This is a genomic window from Streptomyces luteolus (assembly GCF_029968015.1).
In the GTDB taxonomy this organism is placed as follows: domain Bacteria; phylum Actinomycetota; class Actinomycetes; order Streptomycetales; family Streptomycetaceae; genus Streptomyces; species Streptomyces luteolus.
In genome coordinates this window covers 22196-36942 of record NZ_JASCIS010000003.1, presented here as the reverse complement: position 1 = coordinate 36942, position 14747 = coordinate 22196, and the positions used below count along the sequence as shown (strand labels likewise).

Genomic DNA, 14747 nt, shown 5'->3' with positions numbered 1-14747 from the left:
CCGGAGGAGAATTCCGGCTGCCCCGCCCCGGCACTGTCCAACGGGCGGCGATGAACGACCACAGAGGTACGACCGAGAGAGGAGCTCTGCTGTCCCTCGACGGCCTCGAAGTGCGGTACGGCGGCGCCATCCACGCCCTGCGCGGGGTGCGTCTGGAGATTTCCGACGGCGAGATCGTCGCGGTTCTCGGAACGAACGGGGCGGGCAAGACGACGCTCCTGCGGGCGCTGACGGGCCTGCTGCCCGCCCACAAGGGCCACATCACCGGGGGAACGCTCACGCTGGCAGGAACCTCCCTCCTCGGACTGGACCCCGCCGACGTGGTGCGGCGCGGCATCGCACAGGTCATGGAGGGTCGACGGGTCTTCGCCGAACTCACCGTGGAGGAGAACCTGCGCACCGGGGCGTTCACCCGCGCCGACAAGCGGGCCGTGGCCGCCGACTTCGACCGGGTCTACTCCCTCTTCCCGATTCTGGCCGAGCGGCGCCGCGCGACCGCCGGCTACCTCTCCGGCGGTGAACAGCAGATGGTGGCCATCGCACGCGCGCTGCTCGCCGGACCCCGGCTCCTGATACTTGACGAGCCCTCCCTCGGCCTCGCGCCTGCCATGGTTCGCCGCATCCGGGACAACCTGACCGAGATCAACCGCCAGGGCACCACCGTGCTCCTGGTCGAGCAGAACGCCCGCATGGCGCTGTCCATCGCCGACCGCGGCTACGTGCTGGAGACCGGCAGGGTCGTGCTGGACGGTCCAGCCGCCACGCTCCTGGCCGACCCGGAGGTGCAACGCCTGTACCTCGGGATCGGGGAGCGGGAGGGCGTCAGCATCCGCGAACTCGCCCGGCAGCGGCGCGCCGAGCAGCAGGGGGTGGTCTCGCGGTGACGACGGACAAGGCGGCGTCGACGGACACGGCGGCGTCGACAGACAAGACGTTGACGCCAGACAAGGCAGTGACGACGGACAAGACGGTGACGACGGACAACGCGGCGTCGAAGGACAAGACGGTGACGGGGGACAAGACGCAGACCGGGGACAAGCCCGGACGCCTGGACGTCAGCGCGCTCACCCTGCGGTTCGGAGGCGTGACGGCACTGAACGAGGTGAGCTTCACTGTCGAGCCGGGCGAGTTGATGGCGGTCATCGGCCCGAACGGGGCCGGCAAGACCTCGCTGCTCAACTGCCTGACCGGCGTCTACCGGCCGCAGACCGGGTCGGTGCGGCTCGGTGCGGTGGAGCTGGCCGGGCGCCGGGGCAGGGCGGCACGGGCCGGGGTGGCCCGCACGTTCCAGAACCACGGCCTGTTCACCGGCCTGACGGTGCTGGACAACCTGCTGCTGGGTCGGCACCGGCTGACGCGTACCGGCATCGTTTCGGGGGCGCTGTGGTGGGGCCGGGCCCGGGGGGAAGAGCGGGCGGAACGCGAGCACGTCGCGGGGATCGCGGAGATGTTCGAGCTGGCCGACGTCCTGCACGAGAAGGTCACGGCCCTGCCCTACGGGGTCGCCAAGCGCGTGGAGTTCGCCCGCGCGATCGCGATGGAGCCGAAGCTGCTGCTGCTGGACGAGCCGGTGGCCGGTATGGGCTTCGAGGAGACGGTGGCGATGGCCGGTCATCTCCTGGACGTCCGCGAACGGTTCAGCTGCTCGGTCGTCCTGATCGACCACGACATGCGCCTGGTCATGGATCTAGCGGACCGCGTGACCGTGCTCGACTTCGGCGTCGTCATCGCCGCCGGCACACCGGAGCAGGTGCGCACCGATCCGAAGGTGATCGAGGCGTACCTGGGGGAGGAGGAATAAGTGGAGCAGCTGCTCCAACTGCTGGTGGCCGGGCTCGCTCTCGGCGCCCGCTACGCACTCGTCACGCTCGGCTTCGTGGTGATCTTCCGGGCCACCGGGGTGATCAACTTCGCGCAGGGCAGCCTGGTCCTGCTCGGCGCCTACCTCACCTATCAGTTCGCCGGGCCGTGGCAATGGCCGTTCCTTCTCGCCGCGATAACCAGTGTGATCGCGTGCGGAGCATGCGGGCCGGTGATCGAGCGGCTGCTGCTGCGCCGCATGGTCGGCCGCCCGGCGTTCGCCGTCATCATGGTCACCCTGGGTCTGCTGATCGTCATCGAGCAGGCGGTACCGACGATGTGGGGCCAGGACCCCAAGAACATGGGCGACCCGTGGGGGATCGACACCGTCCAGGCCGGTGCCGTCACCGTCGCCGTGCGCGACCTGTGGACACTCGGCCTGACCGCTCTGGCGATCGCCGGAGTGTTCGGCTTCTTCCGCTATTCCCGCTACGGGCTCGCCATGCGCGCCACCGCCCTGGACCAGGAGGCCGCGCAGGCACAGGGGATCAGCGTGCGGCGCGTGGTGGCACTGTCCTGGACCATCGCCGGCGCGGCGGCGGCGCTGGCCGGTATCACGGTGGCCTCCGGCGAGGCCGGGGTCAGCCCGTCGATCAGCCAGATCGCTCTCGCCGCCTTCCCGGCGGCGATCCTCGGCGGCCTCGACTCCCCGTACGGAGCGATCGCCGGTGGCCTCGTCATCGGGGTCTCCCAGACGCTCACCGCCGGATACCAGCCGGACCATGCGGCGTGGCTGGGCGACAACTTCCACGTGATCATGCCGTACGTGGTGATGATCGCCATCCTGCTGGTGCGCCCCTACGGGCTGTTCGGCACCAGGGAGGTGGAACGCGCATGACCAGCCGGTCCCCTCTGCCTCACCTGCCCCTGTCCCGGCTCACCGTGGCCCTGCTCGCCGCCGGTTACCTGCTCGCCCCCTGGCGGCTGTCCGACTTCTGGCTCTCCGTCCTGATCTACGGCGGCATCGCGGCCATCGGCGCCGTCGGGCTGAACCTGCTCACCGGCTACACGGGCCAAGTCTCCCTGGGGCACGCCGCGTTCCTCGGCGCGGGCGCCTACACGGCCGGGTACGTCGGCGTCGACCTGGGCTGGCCGCTGCCCGCATGGCTGGTCGCCGCCGCACTGGCCGGCGGAGCGCTGGGCGCCCTCGTCGGCCCGGCCGCGCTACGGCTGCGCGGACACTATCTAGGCATCATCACCCTCGGTCTGGTGCTGCTGGCCCAGCACATCTTCCAGGAGTGGAACGCCCTGACCGGAGGTGCCACTGGACGCCCGACCACACTGGACGCCTCGATCGCGGGCGTGGACTTCAACGAACTCACCGTCCTGGGCCAGCCCTTCACACGCGAACAGTCCTGGTTCTGGCTGGTGTGGGCCCTGACAGGGCTCGCCGCGCTCGCGGTCGCGAACATCGTGCGGACCCGGCCGGGCCGGGCCATGCAGGCGGTACGCGATCGCGAAGTCGCCGCCGAGATGCTCGGCGTCAGCGTGACCCGCTACAAGATCGGCGCATTCGTGGTCGCCAGCGCGCTGGCCGCCGTCGCCGGCGCACTGCAGGCCGGGTTCCAGCAGTACGTCAGCCCCAGCGAGTGGAGCCTGCTGCTGTCGATCCAGTTCCTCGCCATGATCATCGTCGGCGGCCTGGGCAGTACGACGGGTGCCGTGCTGGGCGCACTGTTCGTCGGGGCGCTCCCTCACCTGATCGACGAGCTCTCCGCCGGCGTCCCCTGGCTGGCGGGTGAACAGGACAGCCTGATCAGCGTCTTCGCGCTCAACCAGATCGTGTTCGGGCTGCTGATCGTGCTGTTCCTCACGCTGGAGCCACACGGCCTGGCCGCCCTGTGGGTCCGGCTCCGCACCCACATCGCCCGTACGCCGCGGTGGCACGCACTCACCAGGAGGAGAACAGGATGAGGAACAACCGCAAGGCCCACCACGGTTGCCCGCCGAGAACCCGGACAGGCCCGCTCGCCCGAGCATCCGCGGTGACGTTGGCGCTGCTGCTGGCCGCCACCGCCTGCGGACGTGGGACCGAGGGCGGATCCACGGGCGAGGACGGCCTCGCCACCGGACCGGGCTTCGACGGCAAGACCATCACCGTCGGCGTCAACAGCGCGCTGACAGGGCCGGTGGCGGTGGTCGGCAAACCGCTGACCGAGGGCAACCGGGTCTGGTTCGAGCACGTCAACGCCGAGGGCGGCATCGCCGGCAAGTACAAGATCGAACTCAACAAGGCAGACAGCCACTACGACGCGGCCACCGCGGTCCAGCAGTACAACCGCCAGAAGGACGACGTGGTGATGTTCGCGCAGGTCCTGGGCACCGCGATCACGAAAGCCGTGCTACCCAACCTCAAGCGCGACAACGTGGTCGCGGCACCGGCCAGCCAGGAGTCCCAGTGGGTCGGCGAACCGAACCTCGCGCCGCTCGCCGCCCCGTACCAGATCCAGGCCATCAACGCGCTCGACCACTACCGGAAGCAGGGCGGCCCGGACAGCACGATATGCAGCCTGGTCCAGGACGACGCCTCCGGCGTGGCCGCCCAGGAGGGTGTCGACTTCGCTGCCAGGCAGCTCGGCTTCGACGTCGCCGCGCGGGCCACGTACCGCGTCGGCGACAAGGACATGACCGGGCCCGTCACCCAACTCAAGCGCGCCAAGTGCGACGCGGTGTTCCTGGCCGGCTCCCCGACGGACGCCGGAACAGCCCTGGGGACCGCGGCCAAGATGAAGTTCGCGCCGCAGTGGCTCGGCCAGTCCACTACCTGGTACCCGACGATCGGGGAGTCGGCGCTCAAGCCGTACGTCGAGGAGCACCTCCTCATCGTTTCCGAAGGCCCCGAATGGGGCGACACCTCGGTCCCCGCCATGGCCCAGATGCTCAAGGACCAGAGGAAATACGCACCGAAGCAGGAGCCCAGCTACTACTTCGCCTTCGGCTATGTGCAGGCCCAGCTCGTCACCAAGATCCTTGAGAAAGCCGTTGCGTCCGGCGACCTGTCCCGTGACGGCGTCGCAAAGGCCGTGAACACCCTCGGGAAGGTCGAGTTCGGCGGACTCACCGGCGACTACACCTACGGCCCGCCCACCAAGCGGAGCCCCTCGCGCGGCAGCACCATGTTCAAGATCAATATGGACAAGCCCTTCGGCCTGGAAGCGGTGTCCACCAACTACTCCTCCGCGGCCGCCAAGGCATTCACTTTCGACACCCCGTAGCACGACTCGTAGGGGTCGCCTACGGATAAGGCGAGCGCGCTGCTGGCAACCGACAGTGCTCGGGAGCCCAACCGGCGACCCGCTCACGGCCTCCGCCCTGTCGCCGCACCCCTGCCCCGGGCCTCCGCGTCCATCAACGGCCGCAGCTGCCGCTCGTCCAGGTGTGGGAACAACACCGCGAACTTCAAAGCGAGTTGGGCATGAGTCTCGTCCGGGATGCGCATACCGCACCGACGAATCCAAGGGCAGGAAGGAACACCTTGATGATCTGCAAGCCCTGACTCTGCGAACACCGTCGTACTCCAGCCGTACGCGATTTCCTGAACGAACAGAAGAAATGGAAATTCTAAGCGGACTGCCTGCTTAACGGTATTGCGGGTGCTGTGACTGATCGGTGAGCCGCCGGAAGGCTCCGTGAGCAGCCTGGCGGTGGTGACCCAACGGCGGATGCGTGGCCGCGGACGAGGCGCACATCGGCGTTGCCACGACGCTCCTCTCGCCTGAAACGCAGGAGGTGGGACAGGTTTGTCCATGGAGGTAGGCCATGACCGGCAGGCCGCCCGATCGCGGGCCGCCTGCCGCGAGGGGTCCCAAGGACTTCGCGGCTGCCGAAGGGCACGCTGGTGAGGAGCCCGCGTCATCTCCAAGCGGGCGTTAGCGCTGGCCATATGCTGCGCCCCGTCGTGCGTCAGCCACGTGGAGTCGGGCCGTTCAGACCACTGCGCTGCCCGGCGAGGCCGTGACCACGGGGAAGGAACGGCGAAAGGGCCCGCCTCGTTCGCCACGCGGTCGATCACCTCGACGAGCTGCCGCACACGGCCCCGGATGTAATCCGGGGTAGACCCCAACCCCGTCGAGGAGTACCGCGGACCGGCCAGCTGCTCGGCATACGCCGCTGCTGGTCAGCCATGTTTGCGGACGGCGGGGTTGGCGCAGTGAGCGAGGGGCTCACCGGTGAGATAGCGGGCGACTTCCTGGGCGCAGATGCGGGCGGCCTGGTGGGCGGTCTGCCTACTGGCGCCGGCCAGGTGCGGGGTCATGACGATGCCGGGCGTACGCAGCAGTCGGGAGTCGGCCGGGACGGGCTCCTCGGGGAAGACATCGAACGCGGCAGCGAACAGGTGCCCGGAGTCGAGGGCGTCGCAGAGGGCGTTGTAGTCGAGCAGGCCGCCGCGGGCGCAGTTGACGACGACGGAACCGGCGGGCAGGGCCGCCAGCTGAGGCGCGGAGATCATGTGCCTGTTGTCCTCGGTGAGCCGGGCGTGCAGCGACAGCACCCGGGAGCGGGCCAGGAGCTCGTCCAGGCCGACCAGTTCGGCCTCTGTGCCGGCGATCGCGTCGGGGGTGAGGTAGGGGTCGTGGACGAGGACGTGGGCGCCGAAACCGTTCAGGATGCGGGCGACGCGGTGGCCGATGGCGCCGTAGCCGACGAGGCCGACGGTATTGCCGGCCAGTTCCATGCCGACCTCGTCGTACTGGTAGTAGTCGCCGCGCCAGACGCCTCGGGTGAGTTCGCCGTGGGTGGTGGGGATGCGCCGCAGCGCGGCCAGGAGCAGGGCGACGGTGTGCTCGGCGGTCGCGGTGGCGTTGCGGCCGGGAGCGTAGGTGACAGCGACACCGTGTTCGGTGGCTGCCGACAGATTGGTGTTGACGGGGCCGCCCCGGCCGACGGCGAAGAGTTCCAGGTCAGGGCAGGCTTCGAGGACCCGGCGGGTGAGCGGCGCCATCTGGGTGACGCAGACGCGGACGCCCTGGAGCGCGGCGATGAGCTGGTCCTCGGTCCCGGAGGCCTCGTGGACCTCGGCGACCGGGCCGAAGGGCTCCACGGGCCAGGGCAGTTCGGTGGAGGTGAAGTCCAGGTCGGCGGTCTCCCCGACCTCGGCACGCAGGGCCTCGGTGAACAGGCCGGTGTGGACGAAGTGGTCGCCGGCGACGAGAACCTTGACCGGCGCGGAGGGGGATGCGGAGGGGCTCATGGGGGTCTTTCGTGTGATCGGGTGGGAGGCGGGGCTCGTACGGCTCACGGGTATTCCTCACGCGTTCCGCCGAGCGTGGCTTCGGAGAAGTTGGTCAGTGTCTCGGTGGGGGTGTTGAACTGGAGCAGGGAGACGTTGGCCGAGCCGTCCCAGCGCAGTTCGGTGACGGCGCAGTTGCGGACGACGGGGAACCGGCGCCGGTACTCGGACAGCGGGACACCGGTCAGGTGGCACAGCAGTAGCCGGTTGAGGGTGCTGTGCCCGACGATCAGGACCCGGCCGTTGGGGTGGGCGGCCCTGATCTCGTCCAGGCATTCCATGGCGCGGCGGACCGCGTCGGCGGGCAGTTCGCCGCCGGGGAGGTGGTCGCCGGCCGGATCGCGGTGGAACGCGGCGAGTGCCTCGGGGAACGCCGCGCGCATCTCGGCGGTGGTCATTCCCTCCGCGTCGCCGAAGTCGAGTTCGCGCAGCCTGGCGTCTACGCAAGCTTCCAGGCCGGTGGCGGACGCTGACGGGGCGGCGGTCTTGAGGGCCCGGCCGAGCGGGGAGACCCACAGGGCCTCCAGGTTCGCCTGCTTGGCCCAGGTGGCGAGGTGGTCGGCCTGGGTACGTCCGCGGGGAGTGAGCGGGATGTCGCTGCGCCCGGTGTAGCGGTTCTCGGCGTGCCAGATCGTCTCGCCGTGGCGTACCAGGATCAGGTCGGTCACGCTTCGGCCCTCCTTCGTGCGTGGATTGCGAGGGCGGGCGGGAGCCAGCCCCGGTCGTGCAGTTCGTCGACCAGGCGCAGGTGGGACCCGAGCAGCCGTTCCGTGCGGTCGGGGCGTGGGTCGACGATGTCGCGCAGGCGCACCATGGCGCTTGCCGCCGTGGCGAGGGAGTCGCCGTCGGAGGTGCGGGCGAGTACGGCCATGCCGAGGGCGGCTTCGGCGTTCTCGGGACGGGCGACGGGCCGGCCGAGGATGTCGGCGCGCAGCTCGGACCAGTAGCGGCTGCGGGCCGCCCCGCCGGTCAGTGTCAGCATGCCGTCGATGGGGGCGCCGAGCAGGTCCAGGTAGTCGAAGCAGAGCCGTTCCACCAGGGCGATGCCCTGGAGCAGCGAGGCGTAGTGGTCGGCCTCGGCGGCGGTGGCGCGGTCGCCGAGGGTGAAGCCGTGCGCGTCGGGTGCAAGGAAGGGGAAACGCTCGCCCCGCGCTACGAGCGGGTACGTCAGCAGCGACGAGGGTTCGTGGCGGGCCGCAGCGGTGTCGAGGGCGGCGAGGTCACGGCCGCCGTAGTCCCGCGACAGGGCGCCGGCCCCGGTGCTGGAGGCGCCGCCGGGCAGCCAGTGGCCGTCGGGGGCGCGGTGGGAGTAGACGACGCCGAGCGGATCCCGCAGCCGGGTTTCGGTGACTCCCTTGAGGACGAGAGTGGTGCCGAGGACGGAGTTCCACGAGCCCGGCTCCAGGGCTCCGGCGCCGATCTGGGCCGCGCAGCCGTCGGTCATCCCCGCGACCACCGCCACGCCCTCGGGGATGCCGGTCGCTTCGGCCGCCGCGGCGCACACCGTGCCGAGGCGCGTGCCGGGTCGTACCACCTCGGGCAGCATCGCTTCGGGTATGCCGAGGTCGTCGAGCAGGTCGGTTGGCCAGGTGTCGTGGTCGAGGTCGTAGCCGGTCTTCAGTGCGTGGCTGGAGTCGGCCTGTGCCGGCCGGCCGAGGAGGGCGGAGGTCACGTGGTCGGCCTGGTGCACCAGGCGGGCGCCCGGGGGCGGCGGGTTCTGCGTGTGCCGCAGCAGCCAGAGCAGTTTGGGCAGGGCCCAGGAGGGCTGGGGGCGGTGGCCGATCCGGTCCCACAGGGCCGCGCCCGCCTCCGCCGCGCGGGCCGCCTGGGCCGTGGCGCGGGTGTCGTCGTACATCAGGCCGGGGGTGAGCGGCTGTCCGGCCCGGTCGGCGAGCAGCATCGTGCCGGAGGTGGCGCACAGGGCCAGCGCGCGTACCCGGCCGTCGGGGATGCCGTTGAGGGCCTCGCGGCAGGCGGCGGCGAGGGCCGTCCACCACTGCGCGGGGTCCTGTTCGTGCCGGTCGCCCGCGCGGTGGCTGGTGAGCGGGCGGGTGGCGGCGGCGACGGTACGGCCGTCGGCGTCGACGGCCAGGACGCGGACGCTCTGGGTGCCCAGGTCCAGGCCCAGCCACACGGGGGTGTCAGTCATGGTGCTTCCCTTCGGTCGCGCCGCCTACGGGGTCCAGGCTGCCCGGCACGGTGCGCGGGGCCCGGGCCATCCGTTCCCAGCCCGGTGCGGCGGCCCGGCGCAGGGCGAGGAAGTCCTCGTGGCGGTCGGCGTAGAAGGCCGCCCGGCCGGGGTCGGGTTCGTCGGTGGTGCGCACCCGTACGTGGCGCTCGGCGGCACGGGTCAGGTCCGGCTCGTGGCCGAGAGAGACCAGGCCGGACAGGAACGCGCCCTTGGCGCCGACCTCGCTGTCGGTGGTGCGTACCGTGCTCAGGCCGGTGACGTCGGCGATCAGCCGGCGCCAGGCGTCGCTGACCGCGCCGCCGCCGCAGACGCGCAGTTCACCGGTGGCGGCGCCGGAGGCGGCCAGGCAGTCGCGGATGACGAAGGTGAGGCCCTCGAAGACCGCGCGGGCGACGTCGGCCGGTTCGTGCTGGAGGTCCAGGCCCCAAAGCGTGCCGCGGGCCCCGGGATCGAGGAACGGGGCCCGTTCGCCGGCCGGGGAGAGGTAAGGCAGGAACATCAGGCCCCGGGCGCCCGGCTGCGACCGCTGGGCGAGTTCACCGAACTCCTCGGGCGTCTCCAGACCCAGGAGCCGCATCGCCCAGGTGACGACCTCCGTACCGGCGAGCGTCGGGAAGGCTCGCAGCAGATGGCCGCGTGAGTCGAGGGCGATGGTCAGGCCGGAGGGCTCGCCGGTGGTGTCCAGGCCGTCGCGGACCACCTCGGTGCACAGGGTGGTGCCGAGAATGGTGCAGGCCTGGCCGGGGGCGGTCGCTCCGACGCCGATCGCGGTGGAGGCGACGTCGTAGGGGGCCATGACGACCGGAAGACCGGCGGGCAGGCCGAGTTCGGCCGCGGCCATGGCGGTGAGCGCCCCGCCCCGCCGACCGTTCCCCCGCACCTCGGGCATCAGGCGCTCCGCCCAGTCCAGGCCGAACAGAGACCGGACACGCGGACTGTAGGTGCGGGTGCTGGGGTCGAGGAACGGCGCGGACGCGTCGGACTCGTCGACCGCGCGCTCGCCGGTGAACCGCAGGAACAGCCAACCGCCGCAGTACAGCGCGGCGGAGGAGCGGGCCAGCCGCTCGGGGTCGTGCTCGGCGAGCCAGGCCAGGATGGCGTTCGGCAGCCCGGGGAAGGTGAGCGAGCCGTTCAGGCGGAACGCCTCGTCGAGCACGCCCGCGCCGCGCCACCCTTCCACGAGAGGGGCGGCACGCCCGTCCGACCACAGGATGGCCGGACCGGTCGGACGTCCGTCGTCGTCGACGAGCCAGCAGCCGTCGCCCTGTGCGGTGAAGGCGACGAACCGCACCTCGTCCCGCACCTGGGCGAGGGCGCCGCGCATGGTGCGGACGACCGCGTTCCACACGGCGGCCATGTCCTGCTCGGCCCACCCGGGACGCGGACGATGGACGTGCGTGGCCTGCCGGGACACGGCTACTTCGGTGCCGTCGTCGTCGAAGACAACGGTCTTGATCATCGAGGTGCCGACGTCGACGGCGAGCACCGACATGTCTGCTTCTCCGTTCGGTTGCTGGCGGGAAACGGGTGGTTGACGGAATGGTCAGGCGGAAGCGCTGCGGGCCATGCGAGCGAGAACGACCGGCAGGCCGGTCAGAGTGGTGAGCACCGCGTCCGGTTCGGCGAGCTGCGCCTGCGTGGGCGCGGGAGCGGCCTCGCCGCGCAGCATCCACACCGCACGCATGCCCACGCGGTGGGCCGGACGGATGTCGGTGTCCAGCCGGTTGCCGACGTACAGGACACGATCGGCGGACACCCCGGCCTCCCGCAGGGCGTACTGGAACGCCGTCACATCCGGCTTTCGTACGCCGATCTGCTCAGCGAGGACCGTTACGTCGAACAGATCCAGCAGTCCGTCGCGGCGCAGCGCGTCGAGCACGGTGGTGGGTGAGTTGGCGACGATGCCGAGCCGGTAGCGGCCGGACAGGGCGGTCAGCACCGGCTTGACGTCCTGGTACAGCGCGTCGGCCGGGTACTGCCAGTGCTTGCGGGCGCGGCGCGCCAGTTCCTCATCGCGGCCGGGTGCGTAGCGCTTGGCCATCGCCGTGCGCAGGGAGCCCGTACCGCGTTCGCGCTGTGCGTCGTAGACGGCCCAGAACTCGGCGTCGTCCCAGTCCGGCCCGCCCGCCCCCGGGGTGCTCTCCTCGGCGAGTTCGCGTACCGCCCGGTGCAAGGCCTGGGCGAAGCAGTCGTCGTCGTAGAGCGTGCCGCCGACGTCGAACAGGACGAGTTCCACGTCGTCGTCGCCGGTGTCGTCCTGGGGACTCAGCCGTACGGGGTGGCCGAGCAGCGAGCCGCCGGCCCGGGAGGCGAGGTCGCCGACGGCGGCGGTCCTGCCGGGACCGGCCGGGCGCTCGCCGGGCAGGCGCAGGAAGTACGCCAGGACGGCGCTGGCGGCGTACAGGCCGGTGAAGATCCACATCACGCCCGCGACACCGAGCGGGCCGAGGAAGAGACCGACGATCGCGGGACCGACGAAGGCACTGGCACCGGCACCGAGGTTGAGGGCGGCCATCGCCTGGCCCTTGTGCCGGGGCGCCAGAGACGGCATGAGCGCGGACAGCGGGACGTACCCGGCGAGGGTGGCGCCGTAGGCGGCGGCGACAAGCAGGGCGAGCGCGTAGTTGTCGCCCGCGGTGTCGGGCACGTAGTACAGCAGCAGCGTGGTGACGGCGCAGCCGACGCCGCCGAACCAGGCGACGGTGCGCTGCCAGCCGACCTTGTCGCCGACGATGCCGAAGATCAGGTTGAACACGATGTTGACCGCGAACATCACGGTCAGCAGCCGCAGCCACTGCTCCAGCGTGAACCCGATCGTGTCGGTGAAGAAGATCGGCAGGAAGACCAGGTAGCCGAACTGCGGAGCGGTGTTGATCACCCGGACCATGCAGCCGATTCCCACGCGCGGGCTGCGCCACACGATGGACAGACTGCCCATCAGGGTCGCGACCGGGCGCTCGCCGGGCGGGGCGAGCCGTTGCCCACCGGAGCGGTCGCGCACGCCCAGCAGGGCGATCAGCCCGCCTGCTACGACGAGGAGCAGCGCGCACCACAAGGTGCGGTAGGCGCCGATCTGCGGGATGAGACCGCTGGCCACCAGCGACCCCAGGGTCGGCAGGCCGCCGGTGAACGCGAACCAGAACCAGCCGGCCGCACTGCCGAGGCGGGCCTGCGGGGTAGAGGCAGCGATCCACACCAGGAACCCGAACGCGAACAGCGGATAGCCGAAGCCGCGCAGCCCGTAACTGAGCAGCAGCATCGGATAGTTGACGCTCGGGACGGCCACCGCCAGCATCAGGATCTGGAAGACCACCCAGATCCCGAGCCCGGCCCACATCACCCGCCGCGGGCCCCACAGGTCCGAAAGCGCGCCGGACAGCCAGGCCGCGACGCTCGCGGTGATGCCGTACACAGTGAACAGCAGCGCCACCTGCGAGCCGGACAGGCCCTGGTCCAGCAGGTAGGGGGACAGATATCCGGACTCGACCCCGTCACCGATCATGAAGATCAGTACGCCGAGGAAGCCCCAGGCCAGCGGCTTGGGGATGCCGACCCGGTCCAGTATGTGGCGGGAGGGCTGCGAGGCGGGGACCGGGACTTCCATGGGCAGATCCACGGGACTGGCCATCGGGGACACCTTCTCTTCAGAATCGCATCCGCGTTCTGTCGCCGCTCGGGAAGGGGCGGCTCGCGATGTGCCATGAGGAAAACGCCCGCGGACCGCTGCTGACAACGTCTTGCGGAAACGCCTCGGCGGTCGGCCGGAAGGTCACGTGAACACTTCTTGGCCCACCACCGCGGAGTACGGCATCTGCGCAGATGGGAGCAGCTGTGAGCAGAACACGGAAGGATGTTAGAAGACGGTGCGCTTAACACCGACTTGCATCACGGCCATCTCTTCGCGGAGGTTGCGGAGGCAAGCAGACCCGGCGACGCCAGGCATGGGTTCCGGGCTTGCCGAAAGGGCGTGGGAGGCGAAGGCGCGATGGGAATCGGAACGAACGGCACGTCGGGCCCGGTGGGACAGCGCGAGCGGCAGCAGCTCATCCGGGACCGTGTGGTGCGGGAAGGCTTCGTCCGCGCCGACAGCCTGGCCGAGCAGTTCGGCGTCAGTCTGATGACGGTCCACCGGGACCTGGACGCACTCCAGTCGCAGGGCTGGCTGCGCAAGGTCCGCGGCGGAGCGACCGCCCTGCCGTCAGCCGTCTTCCACGGCGACGTCAGCCAGCGCATGGCCGCCATGGCGGACGTCAAGCAGAAACTGGCGGCTGCGGCGCTCGAACTGATCACCCCCGGTCAGACGGTGATGATCGACGAGAGCACCACCTGCCTGTCCCTGGCCCATCGCCTGGCGGAACGCGCCCCCCTCACCGTCATCACCAACTCGGTCCCGGTGATCAAGCTAGTGGCCGGTCAGCCCGGCATCAGCCTCTACGCACTCGGCGGAACCTTCTACCCGGCCTACGAGGCGTTCCTCGGCCTGCACACGGCCGAAGCGGCAGGCTCGGTCCGCGCGGACACCCTGTTCATGTCCACCACAGCGATCAGCCACGGCCGCTGCTACCACCAGTCGCAGGAGACCGTGCACGTCAAGCGCGCCCTCATCGAGTCTGCCGTCCGGCGCGTACTGCTGGTGGACCACACCAAATTCGCCCGGCAGGGCCTGCACACCCTGACCCCGCTCACCACCTTCGACTCCGTCATCGTCGACGACGGTCTGCCCACCGAAGAGCAGCGACGCATCCGCGACCTCGGAGTCACCCTCAAGATCGTCCGATGCCGCTGAGCGTGACCGGTGGGGCAGGAGCGGCCTGCCCCATGGGCCACCGCGGAAGGGCTTTCACACACGCCGACGCCTTGGGAGGCCAGTCGTGGCCTACGGAGAGCCTCGCCAGCCGTTCCTCATGGTGGGTGAACTGAATCACCGTCAGCTCAGCGTGATCACGGACAGGTTGACCTCGCTGACATCGTCGCCTCCGGCGAACCGCGAATCAGGGCGCGAACCACCAGAAAACCAGTGGCAGCACACCGTCCCCTCCCTGGGCAGCGACACCCTCATGATGACCGGTTGGCCGAAGCCGTCGGCCGCGCGGGCGAGGCGCGGCCAGCTCGCGTGTGTAGAGACCAGCAACGGGGTCTCCTGGGCTGTTCGAGCGGCGCCCGCGGCAAGCGATGGCATCAAAGGGTGCAGAGGGAAGACTGGCGGCGTCGCCAACCGCGAATCCAACCCGGAAACCGAACAGAGAAGTCGCGGTAGACCTGCAGCATCGATGCGCCGTGGGTGGCCTCGGCGGCCCACATACCCTCAAGCTGCAGCGCAACCAGCAGACCCGCGTTCGAGTTCAGCCGCCTGGGGAATCGACAGCATGCATCGAACGCACCGGCCTCAGTGGCTGGCAACTGCTGGCTCAACGACCACCAGATGGCCTTCGCCTTGGGCGCGAACGACACGATGGTGTCACTCGG

At 70.5% G+C, this 14747-nt stretch carries 13 protein-coding genes; 6 read left to right on the top strand and 7 right to left on the bottom strand.

Features of this window, described 5'->3' with window-relative positions:
* Positions 1 to 50: 50 nt before the first annotated feature.
* The 5 genes from QIT00_RS03340 (at position 51) to QIT00_RS03320 (ending at position 5075) form a co-directional block, all read left to right on the top strand.
* Complete coding sequence (locus tag QIT00_RS03340) at positions 51 to 884, top strand: ABC transporter ATP-binding protein (protein ID WP_282533532.1); 834 nt, start codon at positions 51 to 53, stop codon at positions 882 to 884.
* Positions 885 to 1006: 122 nt separating this feature from the next.
* Complete coding sequence (locus tag QIT00_RS03335; RefSeq protein ID WP_282533740.1) at positions 1007 to 1801, top strand: ABC transporter ATP-binding protein; 795 nt, start codon at positions 1007 to 1009, stop codon at positions 1799 to 1801.
* Positions 1802 to 2698, top strand: a complete 897-nt coding sequence (locus QIT00_RS03330) for a branched-chain amino acid ABC transporter permease (protein WP_282533531.1) — start codon at positions 1802 to 1804, stop codon at positions 2696 to 2698.
* On the top strand, positions 2695 to 3774 hold the full coding sequence (locus QIT00_RS03325) for a branched-chain amino acid ABC transporter permease (RefSeq protein WP_282533530.1): 1080 nt from the start codon (positions 2695 to 2697) through the stop codon (positions 3772 to 3774). The genes QIT00_RS03330 and QIT00_RS03325 overlap by 4 nt, the downstream gene beginning before the upstream one ends.
* Positions 3771 to 5075, top strand: coding sequence for an ABC transporter substrate-binding protein (locus QIT00_RS03320; protein WP_282533529.1), 1305 nt, complete (start codon positions 3771 to 3773; stop codon positions 5073 to 5075). Before QIT00_RS03325 ends, QIT00_RS03320 begins: the two co-directional genes overlap by 4 nt.
* Positions 5076 to 5977: 902 nt before the next feature.
* Here the strand turns inward: QIT00_RS03320 and QIT00_RS03315 are convergent.
* The 5 genes from QIT00_RS03315 to QIT00_RS38715 are packed head-to-tail and all read right to left on the bottom strand — an operon-like array spanning position 5978 to position 12909.
* Complete coding sequence (locus QIT00_RS03315) at positions 5978 to 7051, bottom strand: 2-hydroxyacid dehydrogenase (protein ID WP_282533528.1); 1074 nt, start codon at positions 7049 to 7051, stop codon at positions 5978 to 5980.
* A 44-nt stretch (positions 7052 to 7095) separates the two neighbouring features.
* Positions 7096 to 7758: a histidine phosphatase family protein gene (locus QIT00_RS03310; RefSeq protein WP_282533527.1), complete on the bottom strand. Its 663-nt coding sequence runs from the start codon at positions 7756 to 7758 to the stop codon at positions 7096 to 7098.
* Positions 7755 to 9239 (bottom strand): FGGY-family carbohydrate kinase, encoded by a 1485-nt coding sequence (locus QIT00_RS03305; RefSeq protein ID WP_282533526.1) that lies wholly within the window; start codon positions 9237 to 9239, stop codon positions 7755 to 7757. The genes QIT00_RS03310 and QIT00_RS03305 overlap by 4 nt, the downstream gene beginning before the upstream one ends.
* Positions 9232 to 10773: an FGGY-family carbohydrate kinase gene (locus QIT00_RS03300; protein WP_282533525.1), complete on the bottom strand. Its 1542-nt coding sequence runs from the start codon at positions 10771 to 10773 to the stop codon at positions 9232 to 9234. The genes QIT00_RS03305 and QIT00_RS03300 overlap by 8 nt, the downstream gene beginning before the upstream one ends.
* A 51-nt stretch (positions 10774 to 10824) precedes the next feature.
* The gene (locus QIT00_RS38715; protein WP_349017154.1) at positions 10825 to 12909 is read right to left on the bottom strand and encodes an RbtT/DalT/CsbX family MFS transporter; all 2085 of its coding nucleotides are present in this window, start codon (positions 12907 to 12909) and stop codon (positions 10825 to 10827) included.
* Positions 12910 to 13266: 357 nt separating this feature from the next.
* On the opposite strand from QIT00_RS38715, the gene QIT00_RS03285 reads away from it, so the two are divergent.
* On the top strand, positions 13267 to 14067 hold the full coding sequence (locus QIT00_RS03285; RefSeq protein WP_282533524.1) for a DeoR/GlpR family DNA-binding transcription regulator: 801 nt from the start codon (positions 13267 to 13269) through the stop codon (positions 14065 to 14067).
* A 141-nt stretch (positions 14068 to 14208) separates the two neighbouring features.
* Here the strand turns inward: QIT00_RS03285 and QIT00_RS03280 are convergent, their stop codons facing one another.
* Complete coding sequence (locus QIT00_RS03280) at positions 14209 to 14412, bottom strand: hypothetical protein (RefSeq protein ID WP_282533523.1); 204 nt, start codon at positions 14410 to 14412, stop codon at positions 14209 to 14211.
* Between the two features lie 47 nt (positions 14413 to 14459).
* On the bottom strand, positions 14460 to 14732 hold the full coding sequence (locus tag QIT00_RS03275; protein ID WP_282533522.1) for a hypothetical protein: 273 nt from the start codon (positions 14730 to 14732) through the stop codon (positions 14460 to 14462).
* Between the last annotated feature and the right edge of the window lie 15 nt (positions 14733 to 14747).

Excerpts from the sequence above, each read along its gene's own strand:
- QIT00_RS03315 (WP_282533528.1), bottom strand. The coding sequence starts at position 7,051 with ATGAGCCCCTCCGCATCCCCCTCCGCGCCGGTCAAGGTTCTCGTCGCC.
- QIT00_RS03285 (WP_282533524.1), top strand. The coding sequence starts at position 13,267 with ATGGGAATCGGAACGAACGGCACGTCGGGCCCGGTGGGACAGCGCGAG.
- QIT00_RS03305 (WP_282533526.1), bottom strand. The coding sequence starts at position 9,239 with ATGACTGACACCCCCGTGTGGCTGGGCCTGGACCTGGGCACCCAGAGC.
- QIT00_RS03325 (WP_282533530.1), top strand. The coding sequence starts at position 2,695 with ATGACCAGCCGGTCCCCTCTGCCTCACCTGCCCCTGTCCCGGCTCACC.
- QIT00_RS38715 (WP_349017154.1), bottom strand. The coding sequence starts at position 12,909 with ATGGCCAGTCCCGTGGATCTGCCCATGGAAGTCCCGGTCCCCGCCTCG.
- QIT00_RS03320 (WP_282533529.1), top strand. The coding sequence starts at position 3,771 with ATGAGGAACAACCGCAAGGCCCACCACGGTTGCCCGCCGAGAACCCGG.
- QIT00_RS03340 (WP_282533532.1), top strand. The coding sequence starts at position 51 with ATGAACGACCACAGAGGTACGACCGAGAGAGGAGCTCTGCTGTCCCTC.
- QIT00_RS03300 (WP_282533525.1), bottom strand. The coding sequence starts at position 10,773 with ATGTCGGTGCTCGCCGTCGACGTCGGCACCTCGATGATCAAGACCGTT.